Origin of the sequence: Pseudomonas sp. 29, assembly GCF_002754355.1 — a bacterium.
GTDB lineage: Bacteria > Pseudomonadota > Gammaproteobacteria > Pseudomonadales > Pseudomonadaceae > Aquipseudomonas > Aquipseudomonas neuropathica.
In genome coordinates this window covers 711,813-727,526 of record NZ_PEEY01000001.1, presented here as the reverse complement: position 1 = coordinate 727,526, position 15,714 = coordinate 711,813, and the positions used below count along the sequence as shown (strand labels likewise).

Genomic DNA, 15,714 nt, shown 5'->3' with positions numbered 1-15,714 from the left:
TCACTTGAGCCAGTGGCCCGGCGTGCTGCCGGTCATGGTTTTGAAGAAGGCGATGAAAGCGCTGTCGCTGGCAAAACCCGATTCGAACGCGCAGTAACTCAGGCTGCGCCCGGTGGCGAGCAATTCCATCGCGCGCATCAAGCGCCACTGCTGGCGCCATTGCTGATAACTCATGCCGGTTTCGCGCTGGAAGATTCGCCCGATGGTGCGGCTGCTGGCGCCGACCTGCTGCTCCAGTACTTGCAACTCTGGAGGCAGACGTTCAGGCGTTTTCAACAGTGGTGCCAGGCGCTTGTCCTGAGGTAACGGCAGCAGCATCGGTTGCTGCGCCGCTTCAGCGATTTCGCTCAGACACAGGCCGAGCAGGTGGGAGAGTTTGCCCTGTTGCCAATCGCTGGCGAAATCCGCCAGCGCCATCGGTTCCAGCACCGCACGCAACAACGGGCTGACTTCAATCACGCAAACCTGCTGCGGCAGTGCGCTGCACAGCTCGGGGATCAAGTAGATCGAGCGGTAGTCGACGCTCTGTTGCATCACCGCGCGATGGCTGACACCCGGTGGAATCCACGCCGCCCGCGACGGCGGCAGCAGGCACAGTTGCTGCGCCAGGGTAATCCGCGTGCAGCCTTGGCGCGTGTACAGCAGTTGGCCGCGTTGATGACGGTGCAGACCGGAATCGTGATCGCCCAAGGTCGAGGCGATACCGATCACGGGTGCGTCATAGCGATCTGCATCAAACGTTGCGTGGGCGTCGAGCCAAGCCATGGGTTGTCCGGTTTCAGCGATAAATTGGCAGGATCTGGATAATACGCCAGTCAGCGATTCTTAAACTCCTCGGCGGTTTATGAGAGGAGTGATGAAGCATGAACAACAGACATTTCTTGTGGCTGGCGATTGCGCTGCTGATGTTTCCACAGATCGCGCAAACCCTGTACAGCCCGGCGCTCGGTGATATCGGGCGGGTGTTTAACGTTGGCCCGCAAGCCGCCGCGCAGACGTTGTCGGTGTATTTCCTCGCGTTTGCCGTCGGGGTGGTGGTGTGGGGGCGTTTGTGCGATCGCATCGGTCGACGCCCGACGATGCTCGCGGGCCTGGCCATCTATGCGATTGCCACGCTTTCAGGCCTGCGGGTCAGCAGTTTCAACGGCTTGTTACTGACGCAGATGTTGGCGGCCTTCGGTGCGGCGGTGGGTTCGGTGGTTACGCAGACCGTGTTGCGCGACCGCTTCAAAGGCGCCGAACTGGCGCAGGTGTTTTCGTTGGTGGGCATCGCGTTGGCGGCCAGCCCGGCGCTTGGCTTGTTCACGGGGGCTAGTCTGGTTCAGGCCTTCGGTTATCGCGGTGTGCTTGGCGCGTTGCTGTTGTTGGCAACGCTGTTGTGGCTGTGGAGTTGGTACACCTTGGCGGAAACCCGGTCCCAGCCAACGTGCCATGTCGGTCTGTTCGAAACCCTCGGGCGCATGTTGCGTGACCCGGGAATCTGGCGTTCGGCGCTGTGGATCGCCTCATTCAACGTGGCGCTGTTCAGCTATTACAGCCTCGCTCCGTTCATGTTTCAGCGGCTGGGTGTGGAAGCCAGCGGGTTCGGCTACAGCGGTGTGATCCTCGCGCTGGGCTCAGGTTTTGGAGCATGGCTGAACCGGCGTTTATTGACGGCCGGGTTCAAGGCATTGCAGTTGATTCGCCTCGCGGCTGGCATCGCCTTGCTCGGTGGTGTGGGCGTGTGGTCGCTGCAGAACAGTGTCGCGTTCGTCCTGCCGATGCTGTTGGTGGTATTGGCGTTTGGCCTGGCGATCCCGAACATTCTCGGTTCGGCCCTGGCCGATTACGCTGATCGATTGGGCACTGCCGGGGCGTTGTTGGGCTTGATGTATTACCTGCTGATCGGCGCCGGGCTGATGCTCGCCGGCTGGTTTCAGGCCCTCGGGGAAACCCTGATAACGTGCAGCGCCGTGGCCTTGCTGCTGACAATAAAGCCAGGCAAAGCAATTGTTTAAGAAATGTAAGCGCTGTAGGAAGCGTCTTGCTTTTGTGTGGGATGGCTCCGACTATCACGATCATTGATGACATGGCATTACGCCATTTTATGATCGCAAGGAAGTTGCGTGCCGTTTCCGTTTCGCGCTGTTTTTCGTCGTTGTTCCACGCGCTGCCCGCTGTTGTCGGCCTTTGTGTTGAGTGTCTGTGCCTCCTCGATTGAAGCTGCCGAACCTGTCGCGCCGGGCCAGGAAGTGCTGCGCCAGCAGCAACAGCAGCAGCGCGATCTGCAACAACTGCAACTTGAGCAAAGAAAGCGGCAACTGGAACGCGGCGCGTTCGGCCAGGCGCCGGTCACCCCGGCCATCCCACCAACCGTCACCGCCGATGAACGTTGCTGGCCGTTGAGCGGTGCGCGCATCGGCGGCGTCACGCTGATCGACAGCGACCAGCTCAACGCGCAGATCAAACCGTTGTTGGCGCCGTGCATGGGCGTCGGCCAGATCAATCATCTGCTGGCCACCATCACCGCGAGCTACGTCGACAAGGGGTACATCGCCAGTCGTCCGTATCTGCTCAGCGCACCGGCAGCGGGGCAGTCGCTGGATATCCGCATTGACGAAGGCTACATCGAGTCCATCGAACTGGCCGATCAGAGCCTGCCGGTGTCGCTCGGAGGCGCGTTTCCAGACATGCTCGGCGAGCCGCTGAATCTGCGCGATCTGGAGCAGGGCCTCGATCAACTGAATCGCCTGCGTTCGATCGATCTCACCGCCGACATCGCCCCCGGCAGCCAGCCCGGTGCCTCGCGGATCATCCTGCGGTCGCGCACCTCTGCGCACTCGCGCTGGGCCTTGAACGCGGGGTTCGACAACCTCGGCAGCGCCAGCACTGGACGTGATCGCGACACCGTCAGCCTGAGCCTCGACAGCCCACTGCAACTCAACGACTTGTTGAGTCTCAGTGCCAGCGACACCCTCAATCAGGGTGACCGCTACAGCCGCAACGCCAGCCTGTATTACGCGATCCCTTACGGCTACTGGACCTACAGCGTGTTCGCCAGCCACGCCGAATATCGCGCGCCGTTCAAACTGCCGAGCGTGACCTTTCACAGCACGGGCATCACCGATCAGGTCAGCCTGCGCGCCGACCGTGTGTTGTGGCGCGACCAGAGCCGTCAGCTCAGCGCCAACCTGCAACTGGCGCACAAAGATGTCGACAGCTACTTGCAAGACGTTCGCCTTGGCATTCAAAGCCCGACCCTGACCGTGGCCGAGGCCGGGCTCAATCTGTTCTGGCTCGACCGCGCGGTGTGGAACCTTGACGTCAATTACGCCCAAGGCTTGCGCTGGTTTGGCGCCGACGATGACTCGCAACATCAGATCAATAACCTGCCCAGAGCGCAGTTTCGTAAGTACCGCGCCGGCCTCAGCCAATGGCGTAACGGTCAGTTCGGCGCGCAGGCCTGGCAATGGCAGAGCCAACTCAATTTGCAGTACAGCCCCGATCCGTTGCCGGCCATCGAACAGTTGCTCGGCACCGACGACTCGGCGGTGCGCGGCTATCGGGTCAGCAGTGCCTCCGGCGCCAGCGGCGCGATCTGGCGCAACACCTTGCGCCTGCCGCTGCGCAGCGAGTGGCCGCTGCAGATCACCCCGCGGGTGGGCCTCGACCACGGCTGGATCAAGGCAGATCACGGTGCGCAGGGGCAACGCCTGAGCGGTGCCAGTGTCGGCCTGAATCTGGGCTGGAAGAACCTGCAAGTGGACGTCGATTACCAGCGCGCCCTCAACACCCCGAACGGTCTGCAGCACGAGCCTGAAACCTGGCTGATGCGCGTGGGCCTGCAAATCTGAACAACGCAGTGAATAAACAGCCGTCGGATCTGAGCGCGTCAGCCACGGCCGAGACTAAACGCGCAACGTGATGCCGTACTCACATGGAGACGTTTTTATGCCAGCACACACCTTTGCATTTCATCTTTCCCCTCGGGGCAAATTGCGCTGGGCGATTGCCAGCCTGTTCTTCGCCGTGCACCTGCCGAGCGCGATGGCCGGCGGCGTCGTGGTCGCACCGGGGCCCGGCGGCACCGCGCAATTGCAGACCCAGGGCGGTGTGCCCATCGTCAACATCGTCGCGCCCAACGGTTCGGGCCTGTCGCACAACCAGTTCCTCGACTACAACGTCGACCGCCAGGGCCTGGTGCTGAACAACGCCTTGCAGGCCGGGCAATCGCAACTGGCCGGGCAACTGGCGGCCAACCCGCAATTGCAAGGCCAGGCGGCGAGCGTGATCCTCAACGAAGTGATCAGTCGCAATCCGTCCGCGATCAACGGTGCGCAGGAAATCTTCGGCCGCGCAGCCGATTATGTGCTGGCCAACCCCAACGGCATCTCGGTCAATGGCGGCAGCTTCATCAACACGCCGAACGCTAATCTGGTGGTCGGTCGCCCGGAACTGAATGACGGCAAACTGCAAAGTCTGAACAGCCGCGATGCCAGCGGTCAGTTGCAGATTCAGGGCGGTGGCCTGCGCAACGGCGAGGGCTCGATCAACCTCATCGCGCCGCGTATCGACAGCCAGGGCGCGATCACTGCACGCGATCAGTTGAACCTCACGGTGGGACGCAATCAGGTCGATTACGCCAGCGGTCAGGTGAAAACCGTGGATCCGGCGGGCAACACGTCTGATCAACGCATCGACGCCAGCCTGTTCGGCGCGATGCAGGCCGGTCGCATCAATATTGTCAGCACCGCCGAAGGTGCCGGCGTGCGGGTGGGCGCGGTGCAAGTCGCCGGGCGTGACGGCGTGCAGATTCGCTCGGCCGGTGACTTGAGTGTCAGCGGTGAAGCCGTGGCCAACAGCCTCGACGTGACCCGCGCCGGTATCCGCAGCAGTCAGGGCGACGTCGGCTTGCACAGCGGCAAGGATCTGACGTTGGCCGCTGCTGATGTCAGCGCTCGCGACGTCACCGTCGAGGCGAAACGCAACCTGACTTTGTCCACGGTCGAAAGCCGCAAGCTTCAGGAAAAGCGCGAAAACTGGAACAACAGCACCATCGGCATCACCTGGGAAACCTACGACCGTACCCAGACCGATAGCGAATCCCGTCAGCACGGCAGCCAGATCATTGCCAGCCGCGACGCCAAACTTGCCTCCGGCAAAGACACCGAACTGAAAGCCGCGAAAGTCGAAGCCGCGAATAATCTGAGCGTGCAAAGCGCTGGCGATCTGCGCCTGACTGCCGCTACCGAAAGCCATACGCAGACCGATCAAGGCAACCACCGCAAACACCTGTGGAAAGCCGACTGGAACAGCAGCAGCGAAGAACAGCGCAGCGTCACCAGCCAGTTGAAGGCCGGCAATATCGCCCTGCAAACCGCCGCATTATTGCGCTCCGAAGGCGCCGAGTTGACCAGCGCCGGCGACCTGCAACTGGCCGGCAAACAAGTGGAAATCAGCACCGCCACACGGACCAATCGCAGCAGCGACAATAGTTACTCCGGTGACCTGGTCGGCGGTGGTTTCTTCGGCAAGACCGGTGATGCCGACAAGGGCAAAACCCAGCATCAGGGCAGCAAGGTCAACGCCACCGGCAAACTGATCGTCAAGGCTGACGACGTGCGCATCAGCGGCAGCCAGGTGCGTGGCGGCAGCGACGCCAGCGTGATCAGCGATAAAGGTTCGCTGGTCATCGATGGCGTGCAGGACACCTCGCACAGCAACAATCACGACAAGGACAGCAAATTCTTCGGCATTACCAAGGACGAGTCGCGGCAGAACAGCAAAGACAGCAGCACCGTGCGCAGCGAACTGGTGTCCGACAGCAACCTCAAGCTCAAGAGCGCCAAGGACATCGAGCTGGCTGGCTCGACGGTCAAGGCTGACGGTGCGCTGACGGCCGACGCAGCGGGTGACGTCAATGTGCATTCGGCGCAGAACACTCACGACAGCACTGACACCAAGCAAACCCGTGGCTTCGATGCGTACGCCAAAGAGCAAACGCCAGAGCAGTATCGCGCCGGGATTCATTACGAGGACAAACAGCAAACGGTTACTCGCAACGACGTCATCCAGCAGGGCTCCAGCCTCAGTGGTGGCAGCGTGCAGGTGAAGGCGGGCGGTGACGTCACGCTCAAAGGCGCAGAGGTGAAGTCCACCGCTGGCGACACGACATTGAGCGGCCAAAACGTGTCGTTGCTGGCCGAAGCTGACAGCCACAAAACCTCCACCGACACCTCCAGCACCGGCGGTGGTTTCTACTACACCGGCGGTCTCGACCGTGCTGGCAGCGGCGTCGATTTCGCCCACAGCACGGCGCAGGATTCCACCAGCAAAACCACCGCGCAAACCACCCGTGTGCAGAGCAGCGGCGGCTTGACCATCAATGCCGACAAACTCGCTACCGAAGGCGCACAACTCAAGGCCGGCAATGGTCTGAGCGTCGCCGCCAACGAGATCGACAACCGTGCGGCCAGCAACACTGACAGCAGCACGCACAATGACAGCAACTGGTCGGCGGATATCGGCGCCAACGTCGAATACAAAGACATTGCTCGGCCGATCGCCGGCGCGGTCAAGGATGTGCTCAACGGCAAGGTGCCGGACAAGGACGCACTGGCCAACCTCGGTCAGCCGAATGTCGGTATCGACGTTGCGGTCGGTCACGGCAACGCCAGCAAAACCGAGCAGAGCAGCAACGCCGTGGTCAGCCGTTTTGATGGCGGCACCGTCGATGTGAAAACCACTGGCACGCTGCATGACCAAGGCACGCAATACAACGCCAGCGCCGGCCAAGTGAACATCAGCGCTGACAAACTGCTTGCCGACGCTGCGAGCAACACGCACAACAGCAGCGCTAACGCGGTGGATGCCAAGGTCGACGTGCGCGTCTACACCAAGACCGGCGAAGACGTGAACGTCGCTGGCAGCGGCGCGGGTGGTAGCAGTGCGTCGAGCAAGGACAATTCCACCGCCGTCGTCGGCGCTTATGCCGGCAGCCAGGGTGTGAACATCAAGATCGGCGGCGATGCGCAGTTCGAAGGCAGCCGTTTCGATGGCGGGCAGGGTGGTGTGAGCATCAACACCGGTGGTGATCTGGCGCTGAATCAAGCCAATGACCGTCAAACCAGCAATGACAGCAGCCTGCGCGGCAATGGCTCGCTGACGGTCGGCACCTTGCCGGGTACCGATGGCACCAACGTCGATCTCGGCGCCGGCTTCCAGCTCGATCACACCGGCAAGCAAAGCACTGACACCCAGGCTCACGTTGCGAGCATTAGCGGCAACGGCCCGGTGCAGTTGAGCAGCGGCGGCAATCAGCTGCAGCAAGGCACGAAAATCGACAGCGCTGGCGCCATCGATTTGCACGCCGATGGCAAACTTGATCTGCAAGCAGCCACCGACACCCACACCGCCAGCGGCAGCAACCTCGGCAGCGGCTTGAAGGGCGGCGGCAGCAAAACCAGCAGCGAGAAGAGCCGCGATCAGGGCGGCAATCTGAGTGGCAATTTCAATATCGGTCGGGTCAACGAGGATTCGAAAACCCTCAGCGGTGGCCAGATCAACAGCCAGAACGGCATCGTCTTGAGCGGTGATTCGATCCACCTGCAAGGCACTCAGGTCAGCGCATCGAACGTCAGCATCGACGCGCAGAAGGGTGGCTATGTGCAGGAATCGGCGCAGTCCACCGACCACCGCAATAACTGGAATGTCGCGCTCAACGCCGGCGGCAACCTGAGCAGCAAAACTCCGACTGCCGAGGATGAGAAGGCCAGCAGCGATCACGGCTTCAACGCCGGGGCCAAAGTCGGCGTGGATTACTTGCAGGGCAGCACGCAGCAGAACAGCCAGATCAAGGCTGACAGCGTGGTGTTGAACAGCGCCGGTGATGCACTGCTGGCGGGTGCGCGGATTGACGCGAAAACTGTCAGCGGCAAGGTCGCGGGTGATTTGACCGTCGAGAGCCGTCAAGACTCGAGCAACCACGCCAAGGTCGATGTCGATCTGGGCCTGACCGCGAAGAAAAACCCACCGAGTGACAAGGAGAAACTTGCCGGCACCGATTACAAGCCGACGTTGAAAGCGCAGGGCGAGTATGCGCATAAGGACGGCGTGGCGCAGGCGTCCGGGATCAGTGCCAACCAAAGCGTGAATCTCGCGGTCGGCGGCGCCACGCAACTGACCGGCGCGCGGATTTCGGCGCCGCAAGGGAAGGTCGATCTGGGTGGTTCGAAGGTCAGCAGTGCTGATCTGAGCAACCGCGATTATGGCGTGAAGGCAGGCCTGGATCTGCCGCACAAAACCGAGGAAAACGCACCGAAGGTTTCCCTGGAAAACGGCAACCTGAAAGTCGGCCCGGTCACCCTTAGCGGGCATCTGGACACCCAGACCCTGCAAGCCGGGATCGACGAAAAAGGCTAAAACAAACGGTAGTGGATGTGCCAGATCTGCCATCCACCACCGAACCCTGTGGGAGCGAGCTTGCTCGCGAAAGCGTCCGTTCAGTCAGTACAGTAAGTGACTGGTGAACCGCATTCGCGAGCAAGCTCGCTCCCACATTGTTTTGCGCCAGACGTTAAATCTCGCGCATCATGCGCGACCTTAAAGACGCCAGGGAGGCAAACAATGAAAACAGCATTCGTCGCTGTACTCGGGGCTTTGTTGATCGCCCAACCATCCGTGTCCTTCGCGGATAGCAGCAACGGCAAAAACCTCTATGTGCAGCGCTGCGCTGTGTGCCACGGCGCCGATATCAAAGGAACAGGGCCGCTGGCGCACAAAAGCAATCCGCCCACACCTGACCTGACAACCTCCACGTTCAAGCAACGACTGCATGAATATCCGGGGGTGATTGTGTCGTCGATCATCCTTCGCCCGAACGGCAACCTGATACCGAAAACGCTGAAGGAAAACGGGGTAAAAATACCGCCGCATGCCTGGAGTGTTAAGGATCTGCGCGATCTGCATGAATACATGAGTGGTGTGATTTCGATAAAACGCTGAGCTGCACAGGTGACCCGGACGGTCGGTCGAGGAATCCATTGCTTCGGCTTAATAGGAAGCATTACTATTCACGCCCCTTTCCTCAGCACGCCGCCAAAACCCCCATGCGTCCCCGCAGACCCGGCTTTTTCGAGCACTACGAAGAGTTGATCGGCACCTGGACTCGCCGCCTGCGCAATCGCGCGCAGGCCGAGGATCTGGCGCACGACACCTTTGTGCGGGTGCTTGAGTCCGATTCGGCGGCGGTGCAGCAGCCACGGGCGTATTTGCACCAGACCGCGCGCAATATCGCGGTCGACGGTTATCGGCGTGAGGATCGGCGCGGCGCTTTGGAGTCGCAGGACATCGATCACACTGAGTCGTCAATCGGCGACCCTGAGCATTACATGCATGCGATCCAGCTGGCCGATTCCATCGAACGGGCGCTCAGCGAGTTGCCGATCAATTGCCGGAAGATTTTTGTCTGGCAGAAGATCGAAGGCCTGACTCAGGCGGAAATCGCCGAACGCCTGGGGCTGTCCAAGAACATGGTCGAAAAGTATATGATCCGCACCCTGCGCCATCTGCGCGATCGCCTCGACGGGTTGCAGTCATGAGCCGCTGCCCCCTTTCATCTTCGGCCCAACAGGACATTCCATGATGGAGACGCGTGCTTGCGCGTGCGGGCAAACAACGGTACGCGATGACGCGGCTCGCTGGTTTGTGCGTTTGCAGGAGCCGGCCATTGAGGCCGACGAGCAGCAGCGCTTCGACGCCTGGCTGAATGAACATCCGCAGCACCGTGACGAATTTCAGTTGCTGCAGGGCTTGTGGTCAGCCGCCGATTTGCTTTCGGCGCCGCGCCTCGAAGCCCTCGCTGAAACCCCGCCGAACCGTCGCCAACGCCGTCCGTTGTTGCGTTATGCGGTGGCTGCGAGTGTGCTGGCGGTGGCGCTCGGGCTGGGCTTGTTCAGTGGTTTGAATCATCCGGGCGGTTACCGCGCCGAGTTCGCCACGGCGTTGGGCGAGCGTAAACATGTGGCGCTGCCGGACGGTTCGGTGATCGATTTGAACAGCCGCAGTCGCTTGCAGGTGCGCTTTGAACAGGATCGGCGGCTGATCGAGTTAAGTGAAGGTGAGGCGATGTTCAGCGTCGCGCACGACACTTCACGACCGTTCGTGGTCGAGGCGGGCAGCGGCAAGGTCACGGTCACCGGCACGCGTTTCGATGTGCGCCGCGATGTGGCGCAGACCCGCGTGGCGGTGGAGCAGGGCACGGTGAAAGTGCAGGGCCGTGATGCAGCGGATGATCAGTTCATCAGCCTGAGCGCCGGCCTCGGCACCCACGTCGATGCCCAAGGCCAGGTCGCCGCCGCCTATGCGGTCAACCCGGCAGAACTGACGGCATGGCGCAGCGGCAAACTGGTGTTCAACAACGCCAGCCTCAGCGAAGTCGCGGCCGAAGTGTCGCGTTATCGTGAAAAGCCGTTGACCGTGACCAATCCGGCCGTGGCCAGTCTGCGCCTGACCAGCGTGTTCAAATCCGACAACACCGATGCCTTGCTCAAAGCCTTGCCGAGCATCCTGCCGGTGGCCGTTCGCACCCTTGCCGATGGCAGTCAGGAAATAATCGCAAAATAAAATTCAGGTTTTTTTCGAGTTCAACGTCTTCCTGTACAACTGCAACTGGTTTGCATTAACAGCCGCACACTCTTGCGATCCACAGGACTACGTACGACGTGAAATACACCCCTGCCAACAACAAAAAATTCTCTTGGCTGCCGCTGGCTCTTGCGCTGGCGGTCAACGCTGGCATGCCGCAGGCGTTCGCCGGTGAAGCCATTCATATCCGTGCGCAGCCGCTGGGCCAGGCCTTGAGCGAACTGGGCCAGCAGACATCGCTGCAAGTGTTTTTCAGCCCGGATCTGGTCGCCGGCAAACAGGCCCCGGCGGTCGACGGCGACATCTCCCCGGAGCAGGCGCTAAGCCAATTGCTGCAGGGCAGTGGTCTGGATTATCAGATCAACGAAGGTTCGGTGACGCTGTCGCCGGCCGCAACCTCCACCGCCGGCAATGGCCCGCTGGAATTGGGCGTCACCGACATCAAAGTGGTCGGCGACTGGCTCGGCGATGCCAACGCTGCCGTGGTGCAGAACCACCCCGGGGCGCGCACGGTGATCCGCCGCGAAGCGATGGTTGAACAGGGCGCAATGAACGTCAGTGACGTGCTCAAGCGCGTACCGGGCGTGCAAGTGCAGGATTCCAACGGCACCGGCGGCAGTGATATTTCGCTGAACGTCGGCGTACGCGGTCTGACCTCGCGTCTGTCGCCGCGCTCCACCGTGCTGATCGATGGCGTGCCGGCGGCGTTTGCCCCTTACGGCCAGCCGCAACTGTCGATGGCACCGATTTCCTCGGGCAACCTCGACAGCATTGACGTGGTACGCGGCGCCGGTTCGGTGCGTTATGGGCCGCAAAACGTCGGCGGGGTGATCAACTTCGTCACCCGGGCGATTCCGGAAAAAGCCACTGGCGAAATCGGCACAACGCTGGAAACCACTCAGTACGGTGGCTGGAAACACATCGACACCGCGTTCCTCGGCGGCACCGCCGACAATGGCATGGGCGTGGCGTTGCTGTATTCCGGCGTCAACGGTAACGGTTACCGCGAGCGCAACAACGGCAACGACATCGACGACGTGTTGCTCAAGACGCACTGGGCGCCGACCGATCAGGACGATTTCAGCCTCAACTTCCACTACTACGACGCCACGGCCGACATGCCCGGCGGGCTGACGCAGAAACAGTACGACGACAAACCGTATGACTCGGTGCGGGACTACGACCAATTCACCGGTCGGCGTAAAGACGTGTCGTTCAAGTGGATCCGCCAGATCGACGAGCGCACCCAAGCGGAAATGCTCACCTATTACACCGACAGCTTCCGTGGCAGCACCATCGCCGCTCGCGACCAGAAAACCCTCAGTTCATACCCGCGTTCGTATTACACGCTGGGCATCGAACCGCGGGTGTCGCGGGTTTTCGATGCCGGCCCGACCACGCAGGAAGTCAGTGTCGGTTATCGCTACCTGAAAGAGGCGATGCACGAATCGTCGAGCCGCGTGGCGCTGGTCAACAACCAGCCGGTGCTCACGCCGACCTCCGACGGCCATGTGTTCCAGGACCGCACGGGCGGCACCGAGGCCAACTCGGTCTACCTCGACAACAAGATCGACGTCGGCAACTGGACCATCACTCCTGGCATTCGCTTCGAACACATCAGCACCGACTGGCATGACCGCGCCGTGCTCGACACCGCTGGCAAACCGGTGCAGGCGAAAAACCGCAGCATCGAGAGCAACGAACCGTTGCCGGCGCTTAGCGTGATGTATCACCTGTCGGACGCCTGGAAACTGTTCGCCAACTACGAAACCTCGTTCGGCAGCTTGCAGTATTTCCAGCTCGGCCAGGGCGGCTCGGGTGATCAGACTGCCAATGGTCTGGAGCCGGAAAAGGCCAAGACCTACGAGATCGGCACGCGCTACAACGATGACGTGTGGGGCGGCGAAGTGACGCTGTTCTACATCGACTTCGACGACGAGCTGCAATACATCAGCAATGACGTGGGCTGGACCAACCTCGGCGCAACCAAGCACCAGGGCATCGAAGCCTCGGTGCACTACGACATGGTGGCGCTGGATCCGCGCCTCGACGGCCTGACCGCCAACGCGGGTTTCACTTACACCCGCGCTACTTATGAAGGTGAGATTCCGGGCTTCAAGGGCCGTGATCTGCCGTTCTATTCGCGGCAGGTGGCGACCGTCGGTTTGCGTTACGACATCAACCGCTGGACTTACAACATCGACGGTTTCGCTCAGTCGAAACAGCGCTCGCCGGGCACCGGTGTGAATGCCGACGGCAGCTTCAACGGCAACTACATCACCGATGGCACGGCGGACGGGCAGTATGGCGACATCCCGGGTTACGTGACCTGGAACGTGCGTGGGGGTTATGACTTCGGGCCGCAGGTGTCGAATTTGAAACTGGGCGCCGGGGTGAAGAACGTCTTCGACAAGCAGTACTTCACCCGCTCCAGCGACAACAACTCGGGGATGTATGTCGGCGCGCCGCGCACGTTCTTTGTGCAGGCCAGTGTCGGTTTCTGATAGACCGCATCAGCTTCTTCGCGAGCAGGCTCGCTCCCACATGGATCACTGAAATCCTGTGGGAGCGAGCCTGCTCGCGAAGCTTTTAGACTTTAAGAACTTTCCCGCCAATGGCCACCGCGACCAACAGCACCGCCATCAAGCCAAAGGCAAAACTCAAACTGCTGGCATGGGCGACAAAGCCGATCACCGCCGGCCCCGCCAGAATCCCTGCATAACCCAGCGTGGTAATGGCCGGCACCGCGATGCTCTCCGGCATCACCGTTTGCTTGCCCACTGCCGTGTACAGCACTGGCACGATGTTCGAGCAACCAGCGCCGACCAGCGCGTAACCGACCAGCGCCGCTTCCCAGCTTGGCGCGAATGTCGCCAGAAACAGGCCGGCCGCTGCCAACAGACCACCAAACAAAATGATCCGTGTTGCACCGACCATTCGCACAATCCGGTCACCCATCAAACGTCCGGCCGTCATGGTCAATGCAAACGCCGCATAACCCAGCCCTGCGTACGCCGTGTCGATCCCGCGTTCCTGCGCCAGAAACACCGCACTCCAGTCCAGCGCCGCGCCTTCAGTCAGGAACACGATGAAGCACATTCCGCCGATAAACAGCACGATGCCGTGAGGGATGGCGAATGCCGGTCCGGAACTTTCACTGCCGTAGGGCAACATGTGCGGCACGCATTTGAACAATGCCGCGATCAGCACGACAACCACCACCAGCATGGCGGCCAGTGGCGTCAAACCCAGGCCGAGCAAGGCACTGACACCCGCCGCGCCGACAATCCCGCCGAGACTGAACAAGCCGTGGAAACCCGACATCATGTTCTTGCCGCTGGCGCGCTCGACGATCACCGCTTGCAGGTTTACCGTCGAATCCACCGTGCCCAGGCCAGCGCCGAACATGAACAGCGTGGCGATCAGCGCCGGTATCGACGACACCGTGGCCAGTAGCGGCAGCGCCGCGCAGATCAACAAGGTGCCGCCGGTAGCGACGCGCCGACAGCCGAAGCGCGTGGCCAGAATCCCCGCCAGCGGCATCGCCAGAATCGAACCGACCCCCAAGCACAACAACAGCAAGCCCAACGTGCCTTCATCCAGTCCGGCGCGCGCCTTGGCGTACGGCACCAAGGGCGCCCACGCGGCGATGCCGAGCCCAGCGATGAAAAAGGCGATGCGCGTGGACATCTGTTGCAGGCGTCCGGGGACGAAAGTGTCTTGGGGGTTGAGGCTGGTCATATCGATCCTTGGCAAAAAACTTCGCGTCCCCGAAGGACAGTGATTCAGCGACGAGGTTCGATCGCCGGCCATTCGGGGAAGTACAAGCAACATCCTACCCTGTGGGAACGGAGGCTCACCAATATGCGGTCATGCACATCTCCCTGTGGGAGCGGGCTCACTAATCAGCGGTCATGCACCGATTCCTGTGGGAGCGAGCTTGCTCGCGAAGGCGGTGTGTCAGATAAAGAAAATATCGGCTGACACACTGCATTCGCGAGCAGGCTCGCTCCCACAAGGGATTGCGTTTTACAGTGGCCTTCTTCGGCGACAGGGGCAAACACTGATGACGCAATTCTACGATGCACGGGGCAATATCTACGGCGTGATTTCACCCCAGGCATTGCGCACGGCGGGCGTTGATTTACCTGCCAGCGCTTCCGAATGCGCCTCGTCGCGTCAGATGTGGAGCGAAGCAGCGATCAAACTCTGCTGCGACTGGCCCGAAGGCCAACGCCCGGCGAACAGCAAATCCCACCGTAGCGACGGCCTGCTGATCGGCCCGTTCCAGACATCGCCGCCATTCGACGTGTTGATCGTCAACACCGACGGCACCCTCGCCGAGCGCAGCGGCAATGGCTTGACGATTTTCTCGCAAGCGCTGACCGAGCAAGGCTTGATGCCGGAGGAGGGCGCGTTGTTGCGCGTGCATCACGACAAGGGTGACGCCGTGGAGACCTCGGTGAAACCGGCCGAAGTCGAAGGCGTTGAAGGTTTCTGGCTTGATCTCGGTCAACCGCGATTCGGACCGGATGCCGTGGGCGCGCAGGTGGTTGAGAGCCTTCAGTTCAACGGTCGGGACGTGAGCCACGTCGCGCCCTTGGCACAACTTGATTGCGAGTGGGCGCACAGCCAGTTCGTGCGCATCGGCAACCCGCATTGCGTAACCCTGCTCGCCGACGAAGCGGCGTTGCCGAGCAACGAGCCGATGCGTGAATCCCCCCTGAGCGAAGGGTTGACTGCAATCGCCTACGCCATGCCCACCGGTGGCGGTGATCCGTGCCCGGCGGGCGTCAATCTGCAATGGGCGGTGCTGGAGTCGCCGCAGCGAATCCTCGCCCGGGTGTTCGAGCGTGGCGAAGGGCCGACGGCTTCATCCGGGACCAGCGCCAGTGCGGTGGCTTGCGCGGCGTGGCGAGTGGGTTGGGTCGCGGCGGGAGAAGTGCAAGTGGTCATGCCCGGTGGCACGGCGCCGATTTTGCTGGAAGAGGCGGACGGAGAATTAGTGCGGGTCAGATTGTTTGGTACGGCGCGGCTGATGGGCTGAATTCAAAACCGCCATCGCTGGCAAGCCAGACTCCCACAGGGTTT

The 15,714-nt window shown here is 61.4% G+C and carries 10 protein-coding genes; 8 read left to right on the top strand and 2 right to left on the bottom strand.

Annotated features, from left to right (window positions below; all coding sequences use genetic code 11):
• A complete protein-coding gene (locus tag CLU80_RS03330) occupies positions 1-765 on the bottom strand; it encodes an AraC family transcriptional regulator (protein ID WP_093433819.1) in 765 nt (254 codons plus the stop codon).
• Positions 766-863: 98 nt separating this feature from the next.
• Between CLU80_RS03330 and CLU80_RS03325 the strand changes: the two genes are divergently transcribed.
• The 7 genes from CLU80_RS03325 to CLU80_RS03290 all read left to right on the top strand — a co-directional run bounded on the left by CLU80_RS03325 (position 864) and on the right by CLU80_RS03290 (position 13,127).
• Positions 864-1,997, top strand: coding sequence for an MFS transporter (locus tag CLU80_RS03325; RefSeq protein WP_099756748.1), 1,134 nt, complete (start codon positions 864-866; stop codon positions 1,995-1,997).
• A gap of 108 nt (positions 1,998-2,105) precedes the next feature.
• Positions 2,106-3,833: a ShlB/FhaC/HecB family hemolysin secretion/activation protein gene (locus tag CLU80_RS03320; protein ID WP_099756747.1), complete on the top strand. Its 1,728-nt coding sequence runs from the start codon at positions 2,106-2,108 to the stop codon at positions 3,831-3,833.
• A 97-nt stretch (positions 3,834-3,930) separates the two neighbouring features.
• Positions 3,931-8,400, top strand: coding sequence for a hemagglutinin repeat-containing protein (locus CLU80_RS03315; protein WP_099756746.1), 4,470 nt, complete (start codon positions 3,931-3,933; stop codon positions 8,398-8,400).
• Between the two features lie 204 nt (positions 8,401-8,604).
• Positions 8,605-8,982, top strand: coding sequence for a c-type cytochrome (locus CLU80_RS03305; protein WP_093433827.1), 378 nt, complete (start codon positions 8,605-8,607; stop codon positions 8,980-8,982).
• Positions 8,983-9,086: 104 nt separating this feature from the next.
• The gene (locus CLU80_RS03300) at positions 9,087-9,578 is read left to right on the top strand and encodes a sigma-70 family RNA polymerase sigma factor (RefSeq protein WP_099756744.1); all 492 of its coding nucleotides are present in this window, start codon (positions 9,087-9,089) and stop codon (positions 9,576-9,578) included.
• Between the two features lie 40 nt (positions 9,579-9,618).
• Entirely contained in the window at positions 9,619-10,602 is a 984-nt protein-coding gene (locus CLU80_RS03295) for a FecR family protein (RefSeq protein WP_093433831.1), read from the top strand.
• Between the two features lie 98 nt (positions 10,603-10,700).
• Entirely contained in the window at positions 10,701-13,127 is a 2,427-nt protein-coding gene (locus CLU80_RS03290; protein ID WP_099756743.1) for a TonB-dependent siderophore receptor, read from the top strand.
• Between the two features lie 85 nt (positions 13,128-13,212).
• Here the strand turns inward: CLU80_RS03290 and CLU80_RS03285 are convergent, their stop codons facing one another.
• Positions 13,213-14,364 (bottom strand): MFS transporter, encoded by a 1,152-nt coding sequence (locus tag CLU80_RS03285; protein ID WP_093433835.1) that lies wholly within the window; start codon positions 14,362-14,364, stop codon positions 13,213-13,215.
• A gap of 325 nt (positions 14,365-14,689) precedes the next feature.
• Here CLU80_RS03285 and CLU80_RS03280 point away from each other — a divergent pair, with 325 nt between their 5' ends.
• Positions 14,690-15,670, top strand: coding sequence for a diaminopimelate epimerase (locus tag CLU80_RS03280; RefSeq protein WP_099756742.1), 981 nt, complete (start codon positions 14,690-14,692; stop codon positions 15,668-15,670).
• Positions 15,671-15,714 lie beyond the last annotated feature (44 nt).

Coding starts and splice junctions, on each gene's coding strand:
- CLU80_RS03330 (WP_093433819.1), bottom strand. CDS start 765: ATGGCTTGGCTCGACGCCCACGCAACGTTTGATGCAGATCGCTATGAC.
- CLU80_RS03325 (WP_099756748.1), top strand. CDS start 864: ATGAACAACAGACATTTCTTGTGGCTGGCGATTGCGCTGCTGATGTTT.
- CLU80_RS03315 (WP_099756746.1), top strand. CDS start 3,931: ATGCCAGCACACACCTTTGCATTTCATCTTTCCCCTCGGGGCAAATTG.
- CLU80_RS03305 (WP_093433827.1), top strand. CDS start 8,605: ATGAAAACAGCATTCGTCGCTGTACTCGGGGCTTTGTTGATCGCCCAA.
- CLU80_RS03300 (WP_099756744.1), top strand. CDS start 9,087: ATGCGTCCCCGCAGACCCGGCTTTTTCGAGCACTACGAAGAGTTGATC.
- CLU80_RS03295 (WP_093433831.1), top strand. CDS start 9,619: ATGATGGAGACGCGTGCTTGCGCGTGCGGGCAAACAACGGTACGCGAT.
- CLU80_RS03285 (WP_093433835.1), bottom strand. CDS start 14,364: ATGACCAGCCTCAACCCCCAAGACACTTTCGTCCCCGGACGCCTGCAA.
- CLU80_RS03280 (WP_099756742.1), top strand. CDS start 14,690: ATGACGCAATTCTACGATGCACGGGGCAATATCTACGGCGTGATTTCA.